Source organism: Pseudomonas sp. RIT357 (assembly GCF_000632245.1).
Taxonomy (GTDB): Bacteria; Pseudomonadota; Gammaproteobacteria; order Pseudomonadales; family Pseudomonadaceae; genus Aquipseudomonas; species Aquipseudomonas sivasensis.
Map to the genome: position 1 here is coordinate 332344 of NZ_JFYX01000023.1, position 17806 is coordinate 350149.

Sequence of the window (17806 nt, forward strand, 5' to 3'; positions counted from 1 at the left end):
GGATGTTTTCGAGCAAGACCACCACCACCCGCGACACGGTCAGCCAGACCACCGCACAGGCCTCGACCTTCAGTGGCGAGCAGGCGGTGATGCAGGCCGGCAACAACATCACGATTACGGGTAGCAACGTGGTTTCCACATCGGGCACGGTGCTGGCGGCGGGCAACGACATCAAGGTATTGGCAGCCACCGAGCAACTTGACGAAAAACACATGAAGGACGTGAAGACCAGCGGGATGTTCAGCGGCGGCGCCATTGCCGTCACCGTTGGTTCCAAGCAACAGACCAATAAAGACAGTAGTCAGCAGACTACGGCGGCCGCGAGCAACATTGGCGCAACCGACGGCAACGTGCTGATCAGCGCCGGCGGCGAATACCGTCAGGTGGGCAGCAATGTGAACGCGCCCAATGGCGATGTGTCGATCGACGCGTCCGAGGTCAATATCCTCGAAGCGCGCAACCTCAGTGCGCAGCAGCAGGAGCAGCGCTTCAAGCAGACCGGCGTGAGCCTGACCCTGACCAACCCGATCGTGAGTGCGGTACAGACCGGCCAGCGCATGAACAAAGCCGCTGAACGTACCGATGACAAACGTATGAAAACTTTGGCGGCGCTGAGTACTGTGTGGGCCGCCAGCGATGCGCACACTCAGGTCATGGCTGACCCGGCGGCGGCGGGCGGTATCAACTTGAGCATTGCCCTGGGCATGAACAAGAGCGAGAGCAAAAGCGAGCAGACCAGCAACACCGCAGCCGCTTCGACGGTCGCGGCGGGAGGGGATGTGACGATCGTGTCCTCGGGCGGCACGCGCAACAACAACCTGACCGTGCAGGGCAGTGAGATCACGGCGGGCAACAATGCGTTGTTGAAAGCTGACGGCAACATCCTGCTGGCGGGTGCGCAGAACACCATCGAGCAACACAGCACCAACAAAAGCGTCAACGGCAGCCTTGGCATCGGCATCTCGTTTGGTAGCGAGAAAAACGGTCTGAGCTTCAACGCGTCCGCCTCTCAGAGCCGTGGCAATGCCGATGGCAATGACTTGGTGTGGAGCAATACCCACGTGACTGCCGGCAAAGAGGTCAGTCTGATTTCCGGTAAGGACACCACCCTGCGTGGTGCGGTGGTGTCGGGTGAGACGGTCAAGGCCGATATCGGCGGCGACCTGAATGTCGAGAGCCTGCAGGACACCAGCACCTTCGCGTCCGAGCAGAAGAGCATGAGCGCTGGGATCAGCATCTGTATCCCGCCGGTCTGTGCCGGTGCGGCGACCGCTAGTTTCAGCTCCACCAACGCCAAGCAGAAGTCCAACTTTGCCAGCGTGATCGAACAATCGGGCATACGTGCCGGCGACGGTGGTTTCGACATCAACGTGCGCGGCAATACCGACCTCAAGGGTGGCGTGATCGCCAGTTCCGACAAGGCCATTGCCGACGGAAAAAACAGCCTGACCACCGGCACGCTGACGGTGTCCGACATCCACAACGTGTCCGAAGCCAGCGCCAAAACTTCAGGCGTCGACCTGAGTTCGGACATGCTCGACGGCAAACTGGGCACGGCCAAGGCGCTGCTCGCCAACAGCATCAACAACGGCTCGGACTCCGACTCCGCCGACAGCGACACCCGCAGCGCGATCAGCGCCGGCACCTTGGTGATCACCAATGCCGAGCGCCAGCGTGTGGTTGGCGGCATGACGGTTGACCAGACAATTGCCAACCTGAACCGCAACACCGAGGCCGCCCATGTCGCCGTGGGACGGTTGGATGTGGCGGAAATGGGGCGCAAGGTCGCGGCTGAGCAGGAGATCAAGCGTGAGTTCTATCATCAGGTCTCGCTGCTGGCTGATGAGGCGTATCGCAAGATCTTTATCGAGAAGGCGCGGGTGTATGAGGTCTCGAAGGACAAGGAGGGCAAAGTTCAACGTCGCGAACTGAGCGACGAAGAGAAAATGAACCTCAAGAAAGGGCCGGACGGCAAAGTGCATATCGCCAACAACGGCATTTTCAATGATGCCGACGCTGCGGCCAAATACGCCGAGCAGCACAGTTCGGCTGATAGCGGGCCGCAATACTTGATCCACTTCGAGCAAGCCAACAACTTCACTTCCGAGCTGATGATCGCTGCTTATCAGAAGAATCTGGAGAATGATTTCTGGGGGTTGTCCAATGCAACGGTGCAAACCAAAGACTACATGACGCAGTTCGGCCAGAGCGGGTTGCACATCGATGGTCACAGCCGGGGCACGTTGACCACTGGCAGCGCCATGGAGTCGCTGGCCCGTGATCCGGCCAACGTGGGCATTCTCGGCAAAACGTCGATGAACTTCTTCGGTGCTGCCTACAGCGTGCAGAAGGCCGACTCGTTGTTAGGGGTCTTACAGAGTCGTTCAGGGGTGAGCTCCGAATCACAGCGCGAGGCGATGGAGCTGCGCTACCAGAATCACAATCTCGATCCGGTTGCGCGCTTGCCGCTCGTAGGGTTCAACCCCGCTACGGGCGGTACGGTCCCGGACGGCAGCGTGCGTGTATGGGAATGGCTGAAAGTGCTTGGCGGCGATAAGACAGTGCACAACTGCTACGGCAATGGAGGGCCCGCCTGCAAGCCCTTCTGGAAAGATTCAACCGATGGCGTTCCACACTTTAAGCGCGCCGGAGAATAAGGAAGAACGTTATGTTGAGAAGTACGTTGCTGTTGACTATTGGCGCTGTGTTACTGACCGGCTGCACGGGGAGGGGCTTTCAACCGCCGCCGCCGGAATTCACCAACTGGAAAAAAAGTGGGGTCTCCCAAGAAGGCGTCAAGAGTGCGATGAGAGCTTGCGGGTATATCAACCTGACAGGCACGGGGGACACAACGCCTATTGACCAGGTACTCACACAGTTTTATTGCATGAAAGACTCGGGTTTCAAGCGCACAGATAACATTGACCTGTGCAAAGAAGGCCGCATTGGTGAATCACCGGTGTGCGAAGGCCGCCGTTAATCGATCACTGAAAGGTCGCAGGGAATGAACGATTTACGCAAACCTTAAGGAACACCCCTATGTCCAGGAGCGGGCTGCTGTTGAGTGTTTGCGCTGTACTGCTGGTCGGCTGCACAGGCAGGGGTTTTCAGCCGCCGCCGCCTGATTTTGTCTATTGGCAAAAGAGTGGGGTCTCTGTAGAGGGCGTCAAGAGCAGTATGCTCGCGTGCGGGTACGAGAATGTGGCGGGCACGGGCGGCGGCTCAATCGATGAGCGGCTTAGGAGCTTCTACTGCATGAAAGATGCGGGCTTCACACGCAAAGATAACTTGGACATGTGCAAGCTTGGCCGTATCGGCGAATCACCGGTGTGCGAAGGCCGTCGGTAACCCATCCCTAAAAGGAAGCAAGGAATGAACGATTTACGCAATGGACTGTACGGCGTCGCGCTGGCATTGGCGGCGACAGGGTTGGGCGGTTGCGCCTCGTCGATGACGGTCACCGGCGAGCCGGGGGTGAGGATGGGCCAGAGCTATGCACAGGTGCTCGCGGTGGTCAGCCGCAACAACGCCGTGACCAAGCAGGTCGATGGCGAAGGCTTCCGGGCGGAGGGTTACTCGTCGATGTTCAAGGACTGCCGCATCAAGTACTTCATCTTTCAGGGCGCCGATGGCTTGCAGCAGGTGAAGTACGAGCCCGCACCGCAGTTGTCGGTCAGCCAGAATTGCCGTCAGCCGTAAACAGCCCTTTATTCCTTTGCGAGTTGACTGCTGATGAGCGTTTTACGTGGGGTTCCCGTGGCGTTGCTGGTGCTGCTGACAGGCTGCGGCCAAGTGGCGAATATCCGTTCCTTGTCCACCGGCTACGTCGCACCAACGTCTGGCGAGACTGCCCGTGTGCGGTTGATCACCGATGGTCTGGTGCGCGCGGTGCCGGGGCGTGATTGCCTGGACTGGAATGTACCGGGCGCTGGGGTGATGGCGTCGACGAAAGCGGGCTTCCCCGATCACAACGGCGAGAGCCTGGGCATGCCTGGGCCGATTTACTCGTGGGCGGCTGCGGTATCGTCGGAGTTGGTGGTGCCGGCGAACACCCCGATCGCGTTTCATTACTTGGGGAAACTGCAGTATTCCCGGCAATGCTCCAGCACCATGACCTTTGTGCCTCGGCCGGGGATGGACTACATGGTGCAGGCGTCCATCTATGCGAGCTGTTCGTTCCAGCTGCACGAGCTGCCGCCGGGCGGTAAGCAATGGGTCGAGGTGGAGCCTGCGCCCAAGGGCAAGGTGTCGATGTGCAACGCGATGGATAATTTCTAGCGAGCCAATTATTTTTCGACCTTAATGACTTTTTCCTACTCCTCAAAGGTCAACATCCTTCAAGCACCATTGACTCCAGGAGTACGCCCCCCATGACCACCCCCAAGGCACTGTTGATCCTTCACGGCAAGCAAGCCCTCAACGAGGACGTACGCGCGGCCGTGCTGGCCCGGCGCGAGTTGGGTTTGGAGCTGGCGGTGCGGGTGACGTGGGAGGGCGGTGACGCTCAACGGCTGGTCAAGGAGGCTGTGGACGGCGGTTACACCCACATCATTGCCGGCGGCGGCGACGGCACCTTGCGCGACGTGGCCGAAGCCATGGCCCAGGCCAAGAGCGACGCCAGCCTGGTGCTGATGCCGCTGGGCACCGCCAATGATTTTGCCAAGGCTGCCGGCGTGCCGTTGGAGCCTGCCCAGGCCCTGGCATTGCTGGATGTGCCCCCTAGGGCAATCGACCTCGGCCAGGTCGGCGGGCAGATTTTCCTGAACATGGCCACTGGCGGCTTTGGTAGCCAGGTCACGGCCAATACCTCCGAAGATTTGAAGAAAGTCCTCGGCGGCGCTGCTTATCTGTTTACCGGCCTGACGCGCTTCAGCGAGTTGAAGGCCGCCTACGGTGAGCTGGAAGGACCGGACTTTCACTGGAAGGGCGAGTTGCTGGCGCTGGGCATCGGCAACGGCCGCCAGGCGGGCGGGGGGCACATACTGTGCCCCGGCGCATTGGCCGATGATGGTTTGCTCGACGTCAGCATTCTGCCGGCGCCTCAGGAAGTGGTCGGCACGCTGCTCAATCTGGTGAGCGACGGTGGGATCGACAACATGTTCGTTCGGGCGCGCCTGCCGTGGGTCGATATCAAGGTGGCGCAGGGCTTGTACATCAACCTCGATGGCGAGCCGCTGGAAGGTGACGACCTGCACTTCGAGGCGTTGCCCAAAGCGCTTCGCGTGCATTTGCCGGTGGATTCGCCCCTAGTCGTCCAGGCTGATGATCTGCTCGCGCACAGCGAATAACACCAGGCCTGCCACATCAAATATCTGCAGACGCTTCATGATTTGCGAACGGTGGGCCTCTACGGTCTTGATGCTCAGGCCCAGGCCGTGGGCGATCTCACGGGTGGATTTGCCGCGCACGATCAGGCGCAGGATCTCCAGTTGGCGTGCCGTGAGGTTATGGCTTTGACCGGCGGGCGTGATCGGCCCCTGGCTGCGCACCAGCGCCTGGTTGATCACGGTGTGGGCGATCGCCGGGCTCAGGTAGCGCTCGTTGTTGCGCAAGGCTTGCAGCGCGTGTTCCAGCTCATTGGCGGTAGTGTCCTTGAGCAGGTAGCCATGGGCACCGGCTTGCAGCGCGCGCATGATCAACTCCGGGTCGGTGTGCATCGACAGGATCAGCACCTTGCTCTTGGGGTGCGCACTCTTGAGTTGCTTTAAAGCGTCGAGGCCGCCGGTGTGCTTCATCGACAGGTCCAGCAGCACAATGTCCGGCAACAAGCGATTGAACTGCTCCAGCAACTGGGCGCCATCGCTGGCTTCGCCCGTCACCGTGTAGCCGGGAATATCCTGGATCAGCGCACGCACGCCTGCCCTGATCAGGGCATGATCGTCCACCAGAAGTAATGTGCAGGTCACTCGATAACCTTAGGGGCGCTGGCCCGTTCGAGGGCGCGGGGCGCCCAGGGGAAGAGCGCTTCGATGCGCGTCCCGTTGCCTGGCTGGCTGCTCACGGACAATGTGCCGCCAAGCTGATCAACCCGCTCGGACATGCCCGCCATGCCCCGCTGGCCTTCCAGGCTGGGATTGATGGCGGGCAAAAAACCCTGGCCGTCATCACAAATGCTCAGCGACAGGCCTTCGGGTAGACGTTGCAGGCGCACCAGCAGGTTGTGTGCCTGGGCGTGGCGCAGCATGTTGGTGACGGCTTCCTGGGTGATGCGAAAGGCCGCCACGGCCATTTCTTCCGGGATGCCGGTCAGCCGTTGCTGGCATTCCAGGCTCCAGTGCACCGGGGTGTTTTCCAGGGTCTTGAGCAGGTGCGCGCGCAGGCTGGCTTCCAGGCCCAGGCTGGCGAGCTGTCGGGGGTTGAGGATGGCAGAGACGTCGCGCACCTTGGCCAGGGTCTCGTTCAAGGTATTGCACAAGACGTTGCACTGGGTTTGCAGCTCATCCGGCATACGGCGCTTGAGCCATTCGCTTTGCAGCTTGGCGGCGGTCAGCAGTTGCCCGATGTCGTCATGCAGTTCGCGGCTGAGGCGGTGGCGTTCGTTTTCCTGCACTTGCAGCAGGCGATCGGCCAATTCCTGGGGCTGGAACTTGATGGATTTGCGCGAGTACCACTGTTGCAGGCCTACCACTAATAAGGTGGCCAGGTTGAGCAGCAGTACCATCAGCGGCAGCGTTGCGGAATGGGCGTAGGCCCACAGGCTCAGCAGTAGTGAGCCAAGGCATAGCGTGAGGATCAAACGGCGTGCATTGCTGCGGGACGCGGACCTTGCGATGAATGTCTTGAGGCTGGCATGCATAGCGGATGGAGCCAATAAAGGTTCGCTGCGGGAAGACCGGTCGACACTGACCGGGCGCTGTTTGAGATACGTTATTGAATCGTTTTCAAAGTTAATAAATTCAATCACTTTGAGGGGGTGATAGTACCACTACTCTTACCTTCGGTCGCCAGGCGCCTGTCTGGCGGGATTATCTAAGCGCGCAAATATTCAGGGACGATAGTCCCAAAGTTAATGAAGGGGGGATGTATTACTTCAACAGGAATGTAGAGGTTATGGCTAATTGATATCTACGCGTGCGCCATTCAGTTTCAATGGGTTGGTTATAAACCTGTCGTTTTTAGAAAACTGCGCGTTATTTACGACCTCATAACCGCTCAGGACGAGGGGTGTAAACGCTGCTGCGGTTTATATCTGAAATCCTTTTGTGGGATTTGCAGTGTGACCGTAGCAATCAATGAGGTTTGTTCCGATTCATCCAGTGCCAATAGGCCTGTCTTTGCATCGATAAGCTCCAGTTGCCAGGCCAGCAGTCTCAGGCAGTCTTCCAGGGCGCTCAGGGCCTGATCATGCAGCTGCAACGGGTTTTCGGCGTTGGCGATCACGTATTGGATATGCCGCGAAAATTCGCTGATCGCCTGCAGGGCGAGGCAATCGGCTTTTTCGGCGAGCTTGATCAGGCTGGCTTTCATGCAGTCTATGGCGTCGCTGTCGTTGCGAATCAGATGCAGGTGACTCAGGCACTCTTCCGACTTGGCCAGCAGGTTTTCAGCCTCGTGCAGGAATTCGGGAAGTGCAAGTTGCCACTCGTTACCGTCGTTCATCATGCAAGTCTCCACAACATAAGGTGGGGTGATGAGAGGTCGCATTGGGTGAGTGGCGTAAAACTACTGCTGAAAGATAACTGGAGTCTGTAGGTTGCTTCTGAGCGTTCAGTAGGACGTTTATTTGAATGATGGCGACGGCTGCGCGCGGCCCTCGTGAGCGGGCTCAATTGCACACCTTCAGTTGCCGCGACGTGAGTGTCTGGTAGACCCGTGGAACGAGGGCTTGGGATGGCAAACAAAGCCTGACTCCATTCATGCAATGAGAATGGCGTCACATTAATGACTATTAGATAAAGCGAATATCAGGTTGGGCCTGATTGCTTATAGGGGAATCCCTTACATGGCGGAACTTTACATCGCTTTGAATGTCCGGCAACGCCGATGTACCGCTGTCTGGAGAGGTTCATGCAGTAGAGCATGATGTCAGTGTGACATCAATGAATTTACGTGGCATTTTAGCAGGGGGTCAAGGTCTGGCTTTCGCCGCCGATAACAGCAGTAATGAATTGCACAATCCCTTCGCGCATCTAGCTGCGCACACCAGGAGCTTTTGATGGCCGGCATTCTCGACACAGTAGACCAACGCACGCAACTGGTGGGTGAGAATCGCCTGGAGATCCTCATGTTTCGCCTGGCCGGGCGGCAACTGTTCGCAATCAACGTGTTCAAGGTGCAGGAAGTCCTGCAACTGCCCAAGCTGACCCTGATGCCTCAGCGTCACCCCTTCGTGTGCGGCGTGGTCAACCTGCGTGGCCAGACCTTGCCGGTGATTGACCTGTCCCAGGCCATCGGCATGCGCCCACTGGTACCGGGCCCGAACAGCACTATCATCGTCACCGAGTACAACCGCTCGGTACAGGCGTTCCTGGTGGGTGGTGTGGACCGTATCGTCAACATGAACTGGGAATCCATCCTGCCGCCGCCGACCAGCGCCGGGCGTCAGCACTACCTGACCGCCATCAGCAAGGTCGATGACCAACTGGTGGAGATCATCGATGTGGAAAAAGTCCTCGCCGAGATCGTGCCCTATAACGCCAAAGTTTCCCGTGAAAAACTTGAAGACCCGGTGTTGGAACGTGCCCGTGGCCGCGAAGTGCTGCTGGTGGACGACTCCAACGTCGCCCTGTCGCAACTGCGCGACACCTTGGGTCAACTGGGTGTGAAGATGCACATCGCCAGCGACGGCCTCAAGGCACTGAACATGCTCAAGGCCTGGGCCGACGCCGGCCACGTAATGACCGACAAGCTCCTGATGATCTTCACCGACGCCGAAATGCCCGAGATGGACGGCTACCGCCTCACCACCGAAATTCGCAACGATCCACGCCTGCGCAAGCTCTACGTGGTGCTGCACACCTCGCTGTCGGGCAGCTTCAACGACTCGATGGTGAAGAAGGTTGGGTGCGACAACTTCCTGTCCAAATTCCAGCCCGACAAACTGGTGGATGTGGTGCGCCAGCGACTGATGCTGGACGAAGCCACCGCTTGACCTTAGGGTTGCATCTTTGCCCCTCAGGAATGCAGGCCCATGCTTCGTCTCAGCGCGTTGTACCGTTACCCCTTGAAGTCCGGCAAGGCCGAAACCTTGCAGCACATCGGCCTGGATAAACTCGGGTTGAATGGGGATCGACGCTGGATGCTGGTGGACGAGGCCAGCGGGCGTTTCCTCACGCAGCGGGCGGTGGCGAAGATGAGCCAACTCTCTGCGCTGTGGAACCGCACGGGCGGCCTGACCTTGAGTTCGCCTGGCTATGCGCCGCTGGACGTGGCGCTGCCCGGCAGCGACGCCGAGTTGCGCGGCGTGACCATCTGGCGCGACACCTTGCGCGTACCGGACGCCGGTGATGAAGCTGCCGCCTGGGTCAGCGACTTTATCGGCAAGCCGACACGGCTGGTGCAGATGCCCTTGGACCGCGCCCGCACCACCCAGGCCGGTTTCGGGCGTGATGATGATCAGGTGGCGTTTGCCGATGGTTATCCGTTGCTGCTGATCGGGCAAGCGTCGCTCGACGACCTCTCGCAAAAAATCGGCCGCCCCATGGAGATGCTCCGCTTTCGCCCGAACCTCGTGATCGAGGGCGGCGAAGCTTTCGCGGAAGATGGCTGGAAGCGTCTGCGCATTGGTGATGTGGAGTTTCGCGCCGTGAAACCCTGCTCACGTTGCATTCTCACCACCATCGACCCGCAAACCGGTGAACGCAGCGCCGACCGTGAACCGTTTGTCACGTTGGAGGCTTATCGCAAGACGGAAGACGGCGCGATGTTCGGCCAGAACCTGGTCAACGATGGTAATGGACGCCTGGAAGTGGGCATGCCAGTGACCATTCTCGAATAGCCTTCGGCGCCCATAAAAAATGCCCGTCTCCCACGAGACGGGCATTTTTTTGACCGGGCGAATGCTTAGCCGCGGTACTCGCACAGGTAAGCAGTATCCACGGCGACCTTCAGTTGGAACTTGCTGTTGGCCGGTACGTGGAACTGGCTGCCGGCGGCGAAGGTTTCCCACTCGCTGGCGTCAGGCAGTTTAACGGTCAGGGCGCCGGAGACTACGTGCATGATTTCACGCTGGGCGGTGCCGAATTCGTATTCACCCGGGGCCATCACGCCGATGGTCGCCGGACCTTCTGCGGTGCCGAAAGCGATCGACTTGACGGTGCCGTCGAAGTACTCGTTGACTTTGAACATGGGCGAATCCTCGGAAAAAGGGTCTGGAAAGGTCGGCCAGTATGCCCAAGGGCAGGGGAGCTGCCTAGACCGGTAAAATCAGCGGCAACAGGCGCGCGGTATTGCGTGCATCTTCCAGCGCCCGATGTTGCTGGCCATGGAACTGCATTCCCGCCAATTGAAGGGCGCCATTGAGGCCCAAGGGCTTGTCCAGGCGCCGGGCCTTGGCGAAGCGCTGCTTGAGGTTCACATGGGGTGTCTTGGCGAGAGCACTCACCAGGCTGTTGCGCTGCCATTCGAGCTCAAGCTGCGCACGGTCATAGTCACCCCAACTCGCCCAGCCTTCCAGGCGCGGTTGATGCTGGCCCAGCCAGCGTTCGAACAGCGGCCACACTTCGGTGATGGGCGCGGCGGTGTCGATATTGGCCTGGGTGATATGGGTCAGCTGGCGGCAAAAGGGCGTCAGCAATGGGCGCCGCAATGGCCGCACAAAGCGCTGGAAGTGGTCCAGTTCGCGGCCCTGGCGGTTAACCAGGCTCGCGCCGATCTCGATGACTTCCATCTCCGTCACGGGCCAGCCGCCTTCATCCGTTGTGGCTTCAAGGTCAATAATCAGCCAATGAGGCATTGTGCAGGTTCCCGTACTCGTCCCTTCCTGATGGGGATAGAGCGTAGCCCGGCCCTGTAGTTCCGCCTAGGGACTATTCGATCTCCAGCAATACCTGCCGATTGCGCACCTGATCGCCTGCCATTACCTGCACGGCCTTGATCACACCGTCGATGCCCGCCGTGAGCGGGTGCTCCATTTTCATGGCTTCAAGCACCAGCAGCAGTTGGCCTTTGCCGACACGCTCACCTGCACGGACCCGCACATCGACAATGGCGCCATCCATCGGCGCCTTGACCGTGCCGCTGCTGGCGTCGGCCTGGCGGCTGGCGACCTGTTGGGTGCGGTTGGTCACGGTCAGGCCAGGTAGCCGTAACTGGTCGCCGTCGAGGTGGTAAGCGATACGGCGCCGGATCCCGTTGAGCACGCGCGTGGCGTAGCGGCCGTCGGTGCTGAGTTGCAGGTCGTCAACGGTGACCGTTTGAAGGTCGCCGTTGACCTCCAGGCGGTATGTCCAGGGGATGCTTGCGTTATTGCGCCATCCCGCCAGACCCAGGGCGTGCTGGTCGGCGCTGTGGTGATAAAACAGCGCGGCGGCCAGGGCAAGCTGTTCTTTTGACGCGGCGGGCGCCGGGATTTCGCGAAAGTGCTCGGCGATAAACCCGGTGCTGAAATGGCCGTCGATAAAGTCCGGTTGCTTGAGCAGATCGGCCAGCAGTTGCTGGTTGGTATTGACGCCCAGCAGCACGGTGTCTTCCACGGCGCGCAGCAGCTTGCGCCTCGCCTCTTCGCGGGTGGCGCCGTGGGCGATGATCTTGGCTTGCATGGCGTCATAGAACGGGCTGATTGTTTGGCCTTCGCTGACGCCATGGTCAATACGTACGCCTGCGGCCGGCTCCCAGCGCAGCACCTCACCGGTTTGCGGCAGGAAGCCTTGGGTCGGGTCTTCGGCGTACAGGCGCACTTCCATGGCATGGCCGCTCAGGGTCACCTCTTTTTGGCTCAATGGCAGTGGGTGGCCGGCGGCGACCAGCAGTTGCCAGGCCACCAAGTCCAGGCCGGTGATCAACTCGGTGACCGGGTGCTCCACTTGCAGGCGCGTGTTCATTTCCAGGAAGTAGAACTGACCGTTGCGGTCGAGCAGAAATTCCACGGTGCCGGCGCCGACGTAATTCACCGCGCGCCCGGCCTTGAGCGCCGCCTCGCCCATGGCCTGGCGCAGTTCCGGGGTCATGACGGGGCAGGGCGCTTCTTCGATGATTTTTTGGTGGCGACGCTGGATCGAGCAGTCGCGTTCGCCGAGGTAGATCAGATTGCCGTGGCTGTCGCCGAACAGTTGGATTTCGACGTGACGCGGGTCGATCAGTGCCTGTTCGAGGATCAGTTCGTCACTGCCGAAGGCGTTCTGCGCTTCGGAGCGGGCGGTGCGCAGTTGTTCCAGCAAGTGCTCGGGTTTGTGCACCAGGCGCATGCCTCGGCCACCGCCGCCGGCGCTGGCCTTGATCATCAACGGGTAGCCGATGCGGTCGGCCTGGTGTTGCAGGGTGGTGTCGTCCTGGGCGCTGCCCTGGTAGCCGGCGATGCAAGGCACTTCGGCTTTCAGCATGGCGAGTTTGGAGAGGCGCTTGCTGCCCATCAGTTCGATGGCTTCGGGGCTGGGGCCGATAAAGGTGATGCCGGCGGCGATGCAGGCGTTGGCGAACTCGGGGTTTTCGGAGAGGAAACCGTAGCCGGGATGGATAGCGTCGGCGCCTGTGCACTTGGCCGCTTGAAGGATGGCAGGGATGTTGAGGTACGACTGCTGCACGGGGGGCGGGCCAATGTGGACGGATTCGTCGGCCATTTGGACGTGCGCGGCATTGGCGTCGGCGTCGCTGTAGACAGCTACGGTGCGGTAGCCCAGGGCTTGGGCGGTGCGCTGGATGCGGCAGGCGATTTCACCGCGGTTGGCGATCAGGATCTTGTTGAACTGCGGCATAGGTGTTTTCCCTGGGACTGAGTACATATCCGTTTCTTCGGTAACGGCAATCTATGGTTCCGCGCTTACAAAGGGTGGCCTTCGCCCCAACACTCGGTACCCGGCCGAGGCTCGGTGTGCCAGCTTGTTTGACTGGGCGATCGCAGTTCGAATGTGGGAGGGGGCTTGCTCCCGATAGCAGTGGTTCAGTTACACATCTGTTGGCTGATACACCGCCATCGGGAGCAAGCCCCCTCCCACATTTGGATCTCCACCTATCAGATAGGTCTCACCCTGCTTTTGACCTGCTTTTGATCTGACCCTTACATCCTTTTTGCTGACGAAGTCAGCGGTCTTTTGATCTTGATCTCAGGCGCCCCGTTAAACACGCTGGCCGCACACCGAGCCTGGGCGAGGTGCCGAGTGTTGGGACAAGAGCCTTTTGCTTGTGTTTGGCTGGGCTGGCCTTCCGGCTCTTCCAAAGTGAGTCGCCGTAAGGGCCAAACCATAGGCAGCCGTTACCCAAATAACGGATATACCCCCAATCAACGAGCCCACTCAGGCCGACGCCTCTGCAAAAAAGCCCGAGTCCCCTCAACCCCCTCCGCCCCGCTGACCGCCTCGGCAAACCACTGCGCCCCGCGATCCAACACAACCCCAATCGGCTCATCCACGCTGGCCAACAACAACGCCTTGGTGCGCGCGTTGGCGCCTGGTGCGCAGCGCAGCACCTGCCCCAGGACTTCATCCAAACGCTCCGCCAACGCCTGCGGATCGCGCTCGGTGAAGTGCACCAGCCCCAGCCGTTCAGCTTCCTGCCCATCAAATCGCGCGGCGGTCAGTGCCAGTCTCCGCGCCTGGGTCAGGCCGATCCGCTTGACCACAAACGGCGCAATCTGCGCCGGCAGCAACCCCAGGCTGGTCTCCGGCAAACCGAACTGCGCCTGGTGATCGGCAATCGCGATGTCGCTCACACAGGCCAAGCCAAACCCGCCGCCGAGCACCGCGCCTTGCAGCACCACGATGACCACTTGCGACACGGCTTCAACCTCTTGCAGCAACGTGCCAAAGGCCCGGTTCAGCGCCTGCAATTGATCGCCTGCGCTGACCAAGTCCTTCACGTCGGCTCCCGCGCAGAAATGCCCGCCGGCGCCGCTCAGAACCACCGCGCGGACTTGGTCGTCGAGTTGGGCCACTACCGCTCGCAGTTCGTTGACCATCTCCAGGCTCATGGCGTTGCGGCATTCGGGCCGATTGAGGGTGATGTGCAGCACGCCGTTATGGGGCTCCAGCAGCAAGGTGCTCATGGTTTTTTCCCCGGTAGCGTGCCCATCAATTTGCAGATGATGCCCAGCATGATTTCGTCGGCACCGCCGCCAATCGATACCAGACGCACATCGCGATAAGCACGGGCTACGGGGTTGTCCCACATAAAACCCATGCCGCCCCAGTATTGCAGGCAACTGTCGCTGACTTCACGGCCCAGGCGTCCGGCCTTGAGTTTGGCCATGGAGGCCAGGCGGGTCACGTCCTGGCCTTTGATGTATTGCTCGGTGGCCTGGTAAACCAGCGCCCGCAGGCATTCGATTTCGGTGGCCAGTTCGGCCAGGCGAAAGTGGATCACCTGGTTGTCGATCAGCGCTTTGCCGAAGGTCTGGCGTTCCTTGCAGTACTCGATGGTGCTGTCGATGCAGTACTCCAGGCCCTTGATCATATTGGCTGCGCCGAACAGGCGTTCTTCCTGGAATTGCAGCATCTGCATCATGAAGCCCGCGCCTTCGTGGCCGATACGGTTGCGCTGGGGGATGCGTACGTTGTCGAAGAACACCTGGGCGGTCTCGGAGCTGTGCATGCCGAGTTTTTCCAGGGGCGGGCTGACGCTGATGCCGGGGGTGTTCATCGGCAGCATGATCAGCGATTTGTTGATGTGCGGCTTGTCGTCCGAGGTGTTGGCCAGCAGGCACATGAAGTCCGCGCTGGGCGAGTTGGTGATCCACATTTTGCTGCCGTTGATCACGTAGTCATCGCCGTCCTTGCGCGCGTAGGTCTTGAGCCCGGCCACGTCGGAGCCGGCGCCGGTTTCCGAGACGCCGATGCAACCGACTTGCTCGCCGCTGATGGCCGGGCGCAGGAATTCGTCGCGCAGTGCATCGCAGCCGAAGCGGGCGAGGGCGGGGGTGCACATATCGGTCTGCACGCCGATGGACATGGGAATGCCGCCGCAGCGAATGGTGCCGAATTCTTCGGCGGCGACGATCGAGTAGCTGTAGTCCAGGCCCATGCCGCCGAATTGTTCGGGTTTGGAAATGCCCAGCAGCCCGAGGTCGCCGGCCTTGCGCAAGATCGCGTGGATGGGAAAGCGCCCGGCTTTTTCCCATTCGTCCACGTAGGGGTTGATCTCGCGATCGACGAAGGCGCGGACGGTGCGGCGCAGTTCCTGATGTTCCTGGGTGAAGATCATTGTTCTTGTTCTCCTGTTAGAAACGCGCCACACCGAAGCTGTTGGGCTGCAATTGCCGCACCTCGGCGTCATGGCAAATATCCAGCAAAAAGCCGAGCAACGTGCGGGTATCCCGGGGATCAATCAGCCCGTCATCCCACAGGTTTGCGCTGCCGTACAGCGCGGTGGATTGGCTGTCGAGCTTCTGCGCGGTGACCTGTTCCAGCATGTCCAGCACTTTGGGGTCGGGCACCAAGCCGTCTTTGAGCTGCTTGGCCTCGGTGACGATGCGCAGCACCTTGCCCGCCTGCGCGCCGCCCATCACCGCCGTGCGGCTGTTGGGCCAGGCGAAGATAAAGCGTGGGTCCAGACCCCGGCCACACATCGCATAGTTGCCCGCACCGTAGGAGCCGCCGACCACCACGGTGAGTTTAGGCACCCGCGCATTGGCCACCGCCTGGATCATCTTCGCGCCGTGCTTGATTACGCCTTGTTGCTCTGACTCGGTGCCGACCATAAAGCCAGTGGTGTTGTGCAAAAACAGCAGCGGCGTGCGGCTCTGGTCGCACAGCTGGATAAACTGCGCAGCCTTGCTCGCGCCTTTGGGCGTGATGGGGCCGTTGTTGCCGATCACACCAATGGCGCGGCCCTGGATATGCAGGTGGCCGCAGACGGTGTGGGCATCGAACTCGCCCTTGAATTCAAGGAATTGGGAACCGTCAGCCAGCCGCGCCAGGATCTCGCGCACGTCGTAGGGTTTTTTCGGGTCATCGGGGATCAGCCCCAACAGTTCCTCGGCGCAGTACAGCGGTTCTTTGTAGGTGCGTTTTGGCGCAGACGGCAGGCGGTCATCCCAGGGCAGCAGGCTGACGATCTCACGCACGATACGCACGCCATCGGCGTCGTTTTCCGCCAGGTATTCGGCGGTGCCGGCCGTTTGCGCGTGCATCTCGGCGCCGCCCAGTTCTTCATCGGTGGCCACTTCGCCCGTCGCCGCCTTGAGCAGCGGCGGCCCGGCCAGGAACAGCTTGGTCTTGCCGCGCACCACCACCACGTAATCCGACAACCCCGGTTGGTACGCGCCACCCGCCGTGGCCGAGCCGTGCACCACGGTGATCTGCGGCAGGCCCATGGCTGACATGCGCGCCTGGTTGGCGAAGCTGCGTGCGCCTTCGACAAAAATCTCGGCGGCATAGTTGAGGTTGGCGCCGCCGCTTTCGGCCAGGGTCACCACCGGCAATTTGTTCTCCAGCGCGATCTGCTGCAGGCGCAGGGATTTTTTCAGCCCGGTAGGAGAAATGGTGCCGCCCTTGATCGCGCTGTTATTGGCCACCACCAACATGCGCACGCCGCTGACGTGGCCGATTCCTGCGATCAACCCACCCCCGGCGGCGCTGCCGTCCTTGTCGTCGTGGAGTTTGTAGCCGGCCAGGCTGGCCAATTCCAGGAACGGCGCACCGGGGTCCAGCAGCAAGTTGAGGCGCTCGCGGGGCAACAATTGGCCCCGTTTGTCGAACTTGGGCTTGGCTTCCTGGGCCTTGCTCAGCAGGTTTTGCTCCAGTTGGCGCAGGTGCTGAATGCTGTCCAGCATGGCCTCACGGTTGCGTGCGAACGCTGCGCTGTGGGCGTCGATCAGGCTTTCAATCACCGGCATGATTTATTTCCCTTCCTTGAGCACGTCCGGCAGGTAAGCGCGGTGAAAACCATTGAACGGTTCGCTCGGCGGCTGGGCCTTGTGCAGCGGCCAGGCACGGCTGCCGAGGCTGGCGGCGCCGTCGATGCGCAGGGTGCTGCCGCTGATAAATGCGGCGGCGGGGCTGAGCAGGAACACAATGGCGGCGCTGACTTCCGATTCGGTGCCGATACGCTTGAGCGGCACGTGTTCACGCAGGGTGGGGATCACCGCCTTGAACGCGCCCTCGTAGGTGTCCATGCCGCTGGAGGCGATCCAGCCCGGCGCCACGGCGTTGACCCGAACCCCGGCGCAGCCCCATTCGAAGGCGGCGGTTTTGGTGAAGTTGTCCATGCCGGCACGGGCGGCGCCGGAGTGGCCCATGCCGGGCATGCCGCCCCACATGTCGGCGAGCATATTGACGATGGCGCCACCGTGTTTGCTCATGGATTGGTTGAACACTTCGCGGGCCATCAGGAAACCGCCCACCAGGTTGGTGCGCAGCACGGTTTCAAAGCCTTTCTGATTGATCGACGCGAGCGGTGATGGGTACTGGCCGCCAGCGTTATTCACCAAACCGTGGACCTGGCCGTGGTCATTCAGGATTTGGCTGACCAGCGTCTTCACCGCCTCTTCATCGCGAATATCGCAGGCGCTGCAATGGGCGATGCCGCCATCTTCGGCAATTTCCGCCGCGACCGCTGCGAGCTTGTCCGGCTTGCGTCCGACCAGGATCACCTGGGCGCCGAGCGCTGCCAGCTCATGGGCGGTGCAGCGGCCAATGCCACTGCCGCCACCGGTGACAATCACGGTGTGACCCTGGAATAGGTCGGCTTTGAAGATCGAGTCGAAGGCCACGGCAAC

Annotated in this window: 17 protein-coding genes and 1 pseudogene; 8 read left to right on the forward strand and 10 right to left on the reverse strand. The window is 60.7% G+C overall.

Annotated elements, in window-relative coordinates:
- Positions 1-35 precede the first annotated feature (35 nt).
- The 6 genes and pseudogenes from BW43_RS29605 to yegS all read left to right on the forward strand — a co-directional run.
- Positions 36-2657 (forward strand): annotated as a pseudogene (locus tag BW43_RS29605) (hemagglutinin repeat-containing protein); the annotation flags it as partial.
- Between the two features lie 11 nt (positions 2658-2668).
- Positions 2669-2980, forward strand: coding sequence for a hypothetical protein (locus BW43_RS11075; RefSeq protein ID WP_032887929.1), 312 nt, complete (start codon positions 2669-2671; stop codon positions 2978-2980).
- A gap of 59 nt (positions 2981-3039) precedes the next feature.
- Positions 3040-3348 carry a hypothetical protein gene (locus BW43_RS29305; protein ID WP_032887930.1) on the forward strand — a complete coding sequence of 103 codons (309 nt, stop codon included), beginning with the start codon at positions 3040-3042 and terminating at the stop codon, positions 3346-3348.
- Positions 3349-3372: 24 nt separating this feature from the next.
- Positions 3373-3699, forward strand: coding sequence for a hypothetical protein (locus BW43_RS11065; RefSeq protein ID WP_032887932.1), 327 nt, complete (start codon positions 3373-3375; stop codon positions 3697-3699).
- Positions 3700-3732: 33 nt separating this feature from the next.
- Positions 3733-4278, forward strand: a complete 546-nt coding sequence (locus tag BW43_RS11060; RefSeq protein WP_032887934.1) for a hypothetical protein — start codon at positions 3733-3735, stop codon at positions 4276-4278.
- Between the two features lie 92 nt (positions 4279-4370).
- Entirely contained in the window at positions 4371-5288 is a 918-nt protein-coding gene (gene yegS, locus BW43_RS11055; RefSeq protein WP_032887935.1) for a lipid kinase YegS, read from the forward strand.
- Here the strand turns inward: yegS and BW43_RS11050 are convergent.
- From BW43_RS11050 to BW43_RS11040, 3 genes are all read right to left on the reverse strand, one after another.
- Positions 5247-5906 carry a response regulator transcription factor gene (locus BW43_RS11050; protein WP_032887937.1) on the reverse strand — a complete coding sequence of 220 codons (660 nt, stop codon included), beginning with the start codon at positions 5904-5906 and terminating at the stop codon, positions 5247-5249. The genes yegS and BW43_RS11050 overlap by 42 nt on opposite strands.
- Entirely contained in the window at positions 5903-6796 is an 894-nt protein-coding gene (locus BW43_RS11045; protein WP_032887939.1) for a sensor histidine kinase, read from the reverse strand. Before BW43_RS11045 ends, BW43_RS11050 begins: the two co-directional genes overlap by 4 nt.
- A gap of 356 nt (positions 6797-7152) precedes the next feature.
- Positions 7153-7602, reverse strand: a complete 450-nt coding sequence (locus BW43_RS11040; RefSeq protein ID WP_177326444.1) for a hypothetical protein — start codon at positions 7600-7602, stop codon at positions 7153-7155.
- A 553-nt stretch (positions 7603-8155) separates the two neighbouring features.
- Here BW43_RS11040 and BW43_RS11035 point away from each other — a divergent pair.
- Together BW43_RS11035 and BW43_RS11030 are read left to right on the forward strand one after the other, a co-directional pair.
- Positions 8156-9091, forward strand: a complete 936-nt coding sequence (locus tag BW43_RS11035; protein WP_032887940.1) for a chemotaxis protein CheV — start codon at positions 8156-8158, stop codon at positions 9089-9091.
- A gap of 39 nt (positions 9092-9130) precedes the next feature.
- Positions 9131-9937, forward strand: a complete 807-nt coding sequence (locus tag BW43_RS11030; protein ID WP_032887942.1) for an MOSC domain-containing protein — start codon at positions 9131-9133, stop codon at positions 9935-9937.
- Positions 9938-10002: 65 nt separating this feature from the next.
- Here BW43_RS11030 and BW43_RS11025 read toward each other — a convergent pair whose 3' ends face one another.
- The 7 genes from BW43_RS11025 to BW43_RS10995 form a co-directional block, all read right to left on the reverse strand.
- Entirely contained in the window at positions 10003-10287 is a 285-nt protein-coding gene (locus tag BW43_RS11025; protein WP_032887944.1) for a pyrimidine/purine nucleoside phosphorylase, read from the reverse strand.
- Positions 10288-10351: 64 nt separating this feature from the next.
- The gene (locus BW43_RS11020) at positions 10352-10894 is read right to left on the reverse strand and encodes an exonuclease domain-containing protein (RefSeq protein WP_032887946.1); all 543 of its coding nucleotides are present in this window, start codon (positions 10892-10894) and stop codon (positions 10352-10354) included.
- 73 nt (positions 10895-10967) lie between these two features.
- Positions 10968-12851: an acetyl/propionyl/methylcrotonyl-CoA carboxylase subunit alpha gene (locus BW43_RS11015; protein ID WP_032887948.1), complete on the reverse strand. Its 1884-nt coding sequence runs from the start codon at positions 12849-12851 to the stop codon at positions 10968-10970.
- 524 nt (positions 12852-13375) lie between these two features.
- Positions 13376-14137 (reverse strand): enoyl-CoA hydratase/isomerase family protein, encoded by a 762-nt coding sequence (locus BW43_RS11010; protein ID WP_032887950.1) that lies wholly within the window; start codon positions 14135-14137, stop codon positions 13376-13378.
- Positions 14134-15291 (reverse strand): citronellyl-CoA dehydrogenase, encoded by a 1158-nt coding sequence (gene atuD, locus BW43_RS11005; RefSeq protein WP_032887952.1) that lies wholly within the window; start codon positions 15289-15291, stop codon positions 14134-14136. The genes BW43_RS11010 and atuD overlap by 4 nt, the downstream gene beginning before the upstream one ends.
- A 16-nt stretch (positions 15292-15307) precedes the next feature.
- Positions 15308-16924, reverse strand: coding sequence for a geranyl-CoA carboxylase subunit beta (gene atuC, locus BW43_RS11000; protein WP_032887954.1), 1617 nt, complete (start codon positions 16922-16924; stop codon positions 15308-15310).
- A 3-nt stretch (positions 16925-16927) separates the two neighbouring features.
- Complete coding sequence (locus BW43_RS10995; RefSeq protein WP_032887956.1) at positions 16928-17800, reverse strand: SDR family oxidoreductase; 873 nt, start codon at positions 17798-17800, stop codon at positions 16928-16930.
- Between the last annotated feature and the right edge of the window lie 6 nt (positions 17801-17806).

Excerpts from the sequence above, each read along its gene's own strand:
- BW43_RS11075 (WP_032887929.1), top strand. The coding sequence starts at position 2,669 with ATGTTGAGAAGTACGTTGCTGTTGACTATTGGCGCTGTGTTACTGACC.
- BW43_RS29305 (WP_032887930.1), top strand. The coding sequence starts at position 3,040 with ATGTCCAGGAGCGGGCTGCTGTTGAGTGTTTGCGCTGTACTGCTGGTC.
- BW43_RS11065 (WP_032887932.1), top strand. The coding sequence starts at position 3,373 with ATGAACGATTTACGCAATGGACTGTACGGCGTCGCGCTGGCATTGGCG.
- BW43_RS11060 (WP_032887934.1), top strand. The coding sequence starts at position 3,733 with ATGAGCGTTTTACGTGGGGTTCCCGTGGCGTTGCTGGTGCTGCTGACA.
- yegS (WP_032887935.1), top strand. The coding sequence starts at position 4,371 with ATGACCACCCCCAAGGCACTGTTGATCCTTCACGGCAAGCAAGCCCTC.
- BW43_RS11045 (WP_032887939.1), bottom strand. The coding sequence starts at position 6,796 with ATGCATGCCAGCCTCAAGACATTCATCGCAAGGTCCGCGTCCCGCAGC.
- BW43_RS11040 (WP_177326444.1), bottom strand. The coding sequence starts at position 7,602 with ATGATGAACGACGGTAACGAGTGGCAACTTGCACTTCCCGAATTCCTG.
- BW43_RS11035 (WP_032887940.1), top strand. The coding sequence starts at position 8,156 with ATGGCCGGCATTCTCGACACAGTAGACCAACGCACGCAACTGGTGGGT.
- BW43_RS11030 (WP_032887942.1), top strand. The coding sequence starts at position 9,131 with ATGCTTCGTCTCAGCGCGTTGTACCGTTACCCCTTGAAGTCCGGCAAG.
- BW43_RS11025 (WP_032887944.1), bottom strand. The coding sequence starts at position 10,287 with ATGTTCAAAGTCAACGAGTACTTCGACGGCACCGTCAAGTCGATCGCT.
- BW43_RS11020 (WP_032887946.1), bottom strand. The coding sequence starts at position 10,894 with ATGCCTCATTGGCTGATTATTGACCTTGAAGCCACAACGGATGAAGGC.
- BW43_RS11015 (WP_032887948.1), bottom strand. The coding sequence starts at position 12,851 with ATGCCGCAGTTCAACAAGATCCTGATCGCCAACCGCGGTGAAATCGCC.
- BW43_RS11010 (WP_032887950.1), bottom strand. The coding sequence starts at position 14,137 with ATGAGCACCTTGCTGCTGGAGCCCCATAACGGCGTGCTGCACATCACC.
- atuD (WP_032887952.1), bottom strand. The coding sequence starts at position 15,291 with ATGATCTTCACCCAGGAACATCAGGAACTGCGCCGCACCGTCCGCGCC.
- atuC (WP_032887954.1), bottom strand. The coding sequence starts at position 16,924 with ATGCCGGTGATTGAAAGCCTGATCGACGCCCACAGCGCAGCGTTCGCA.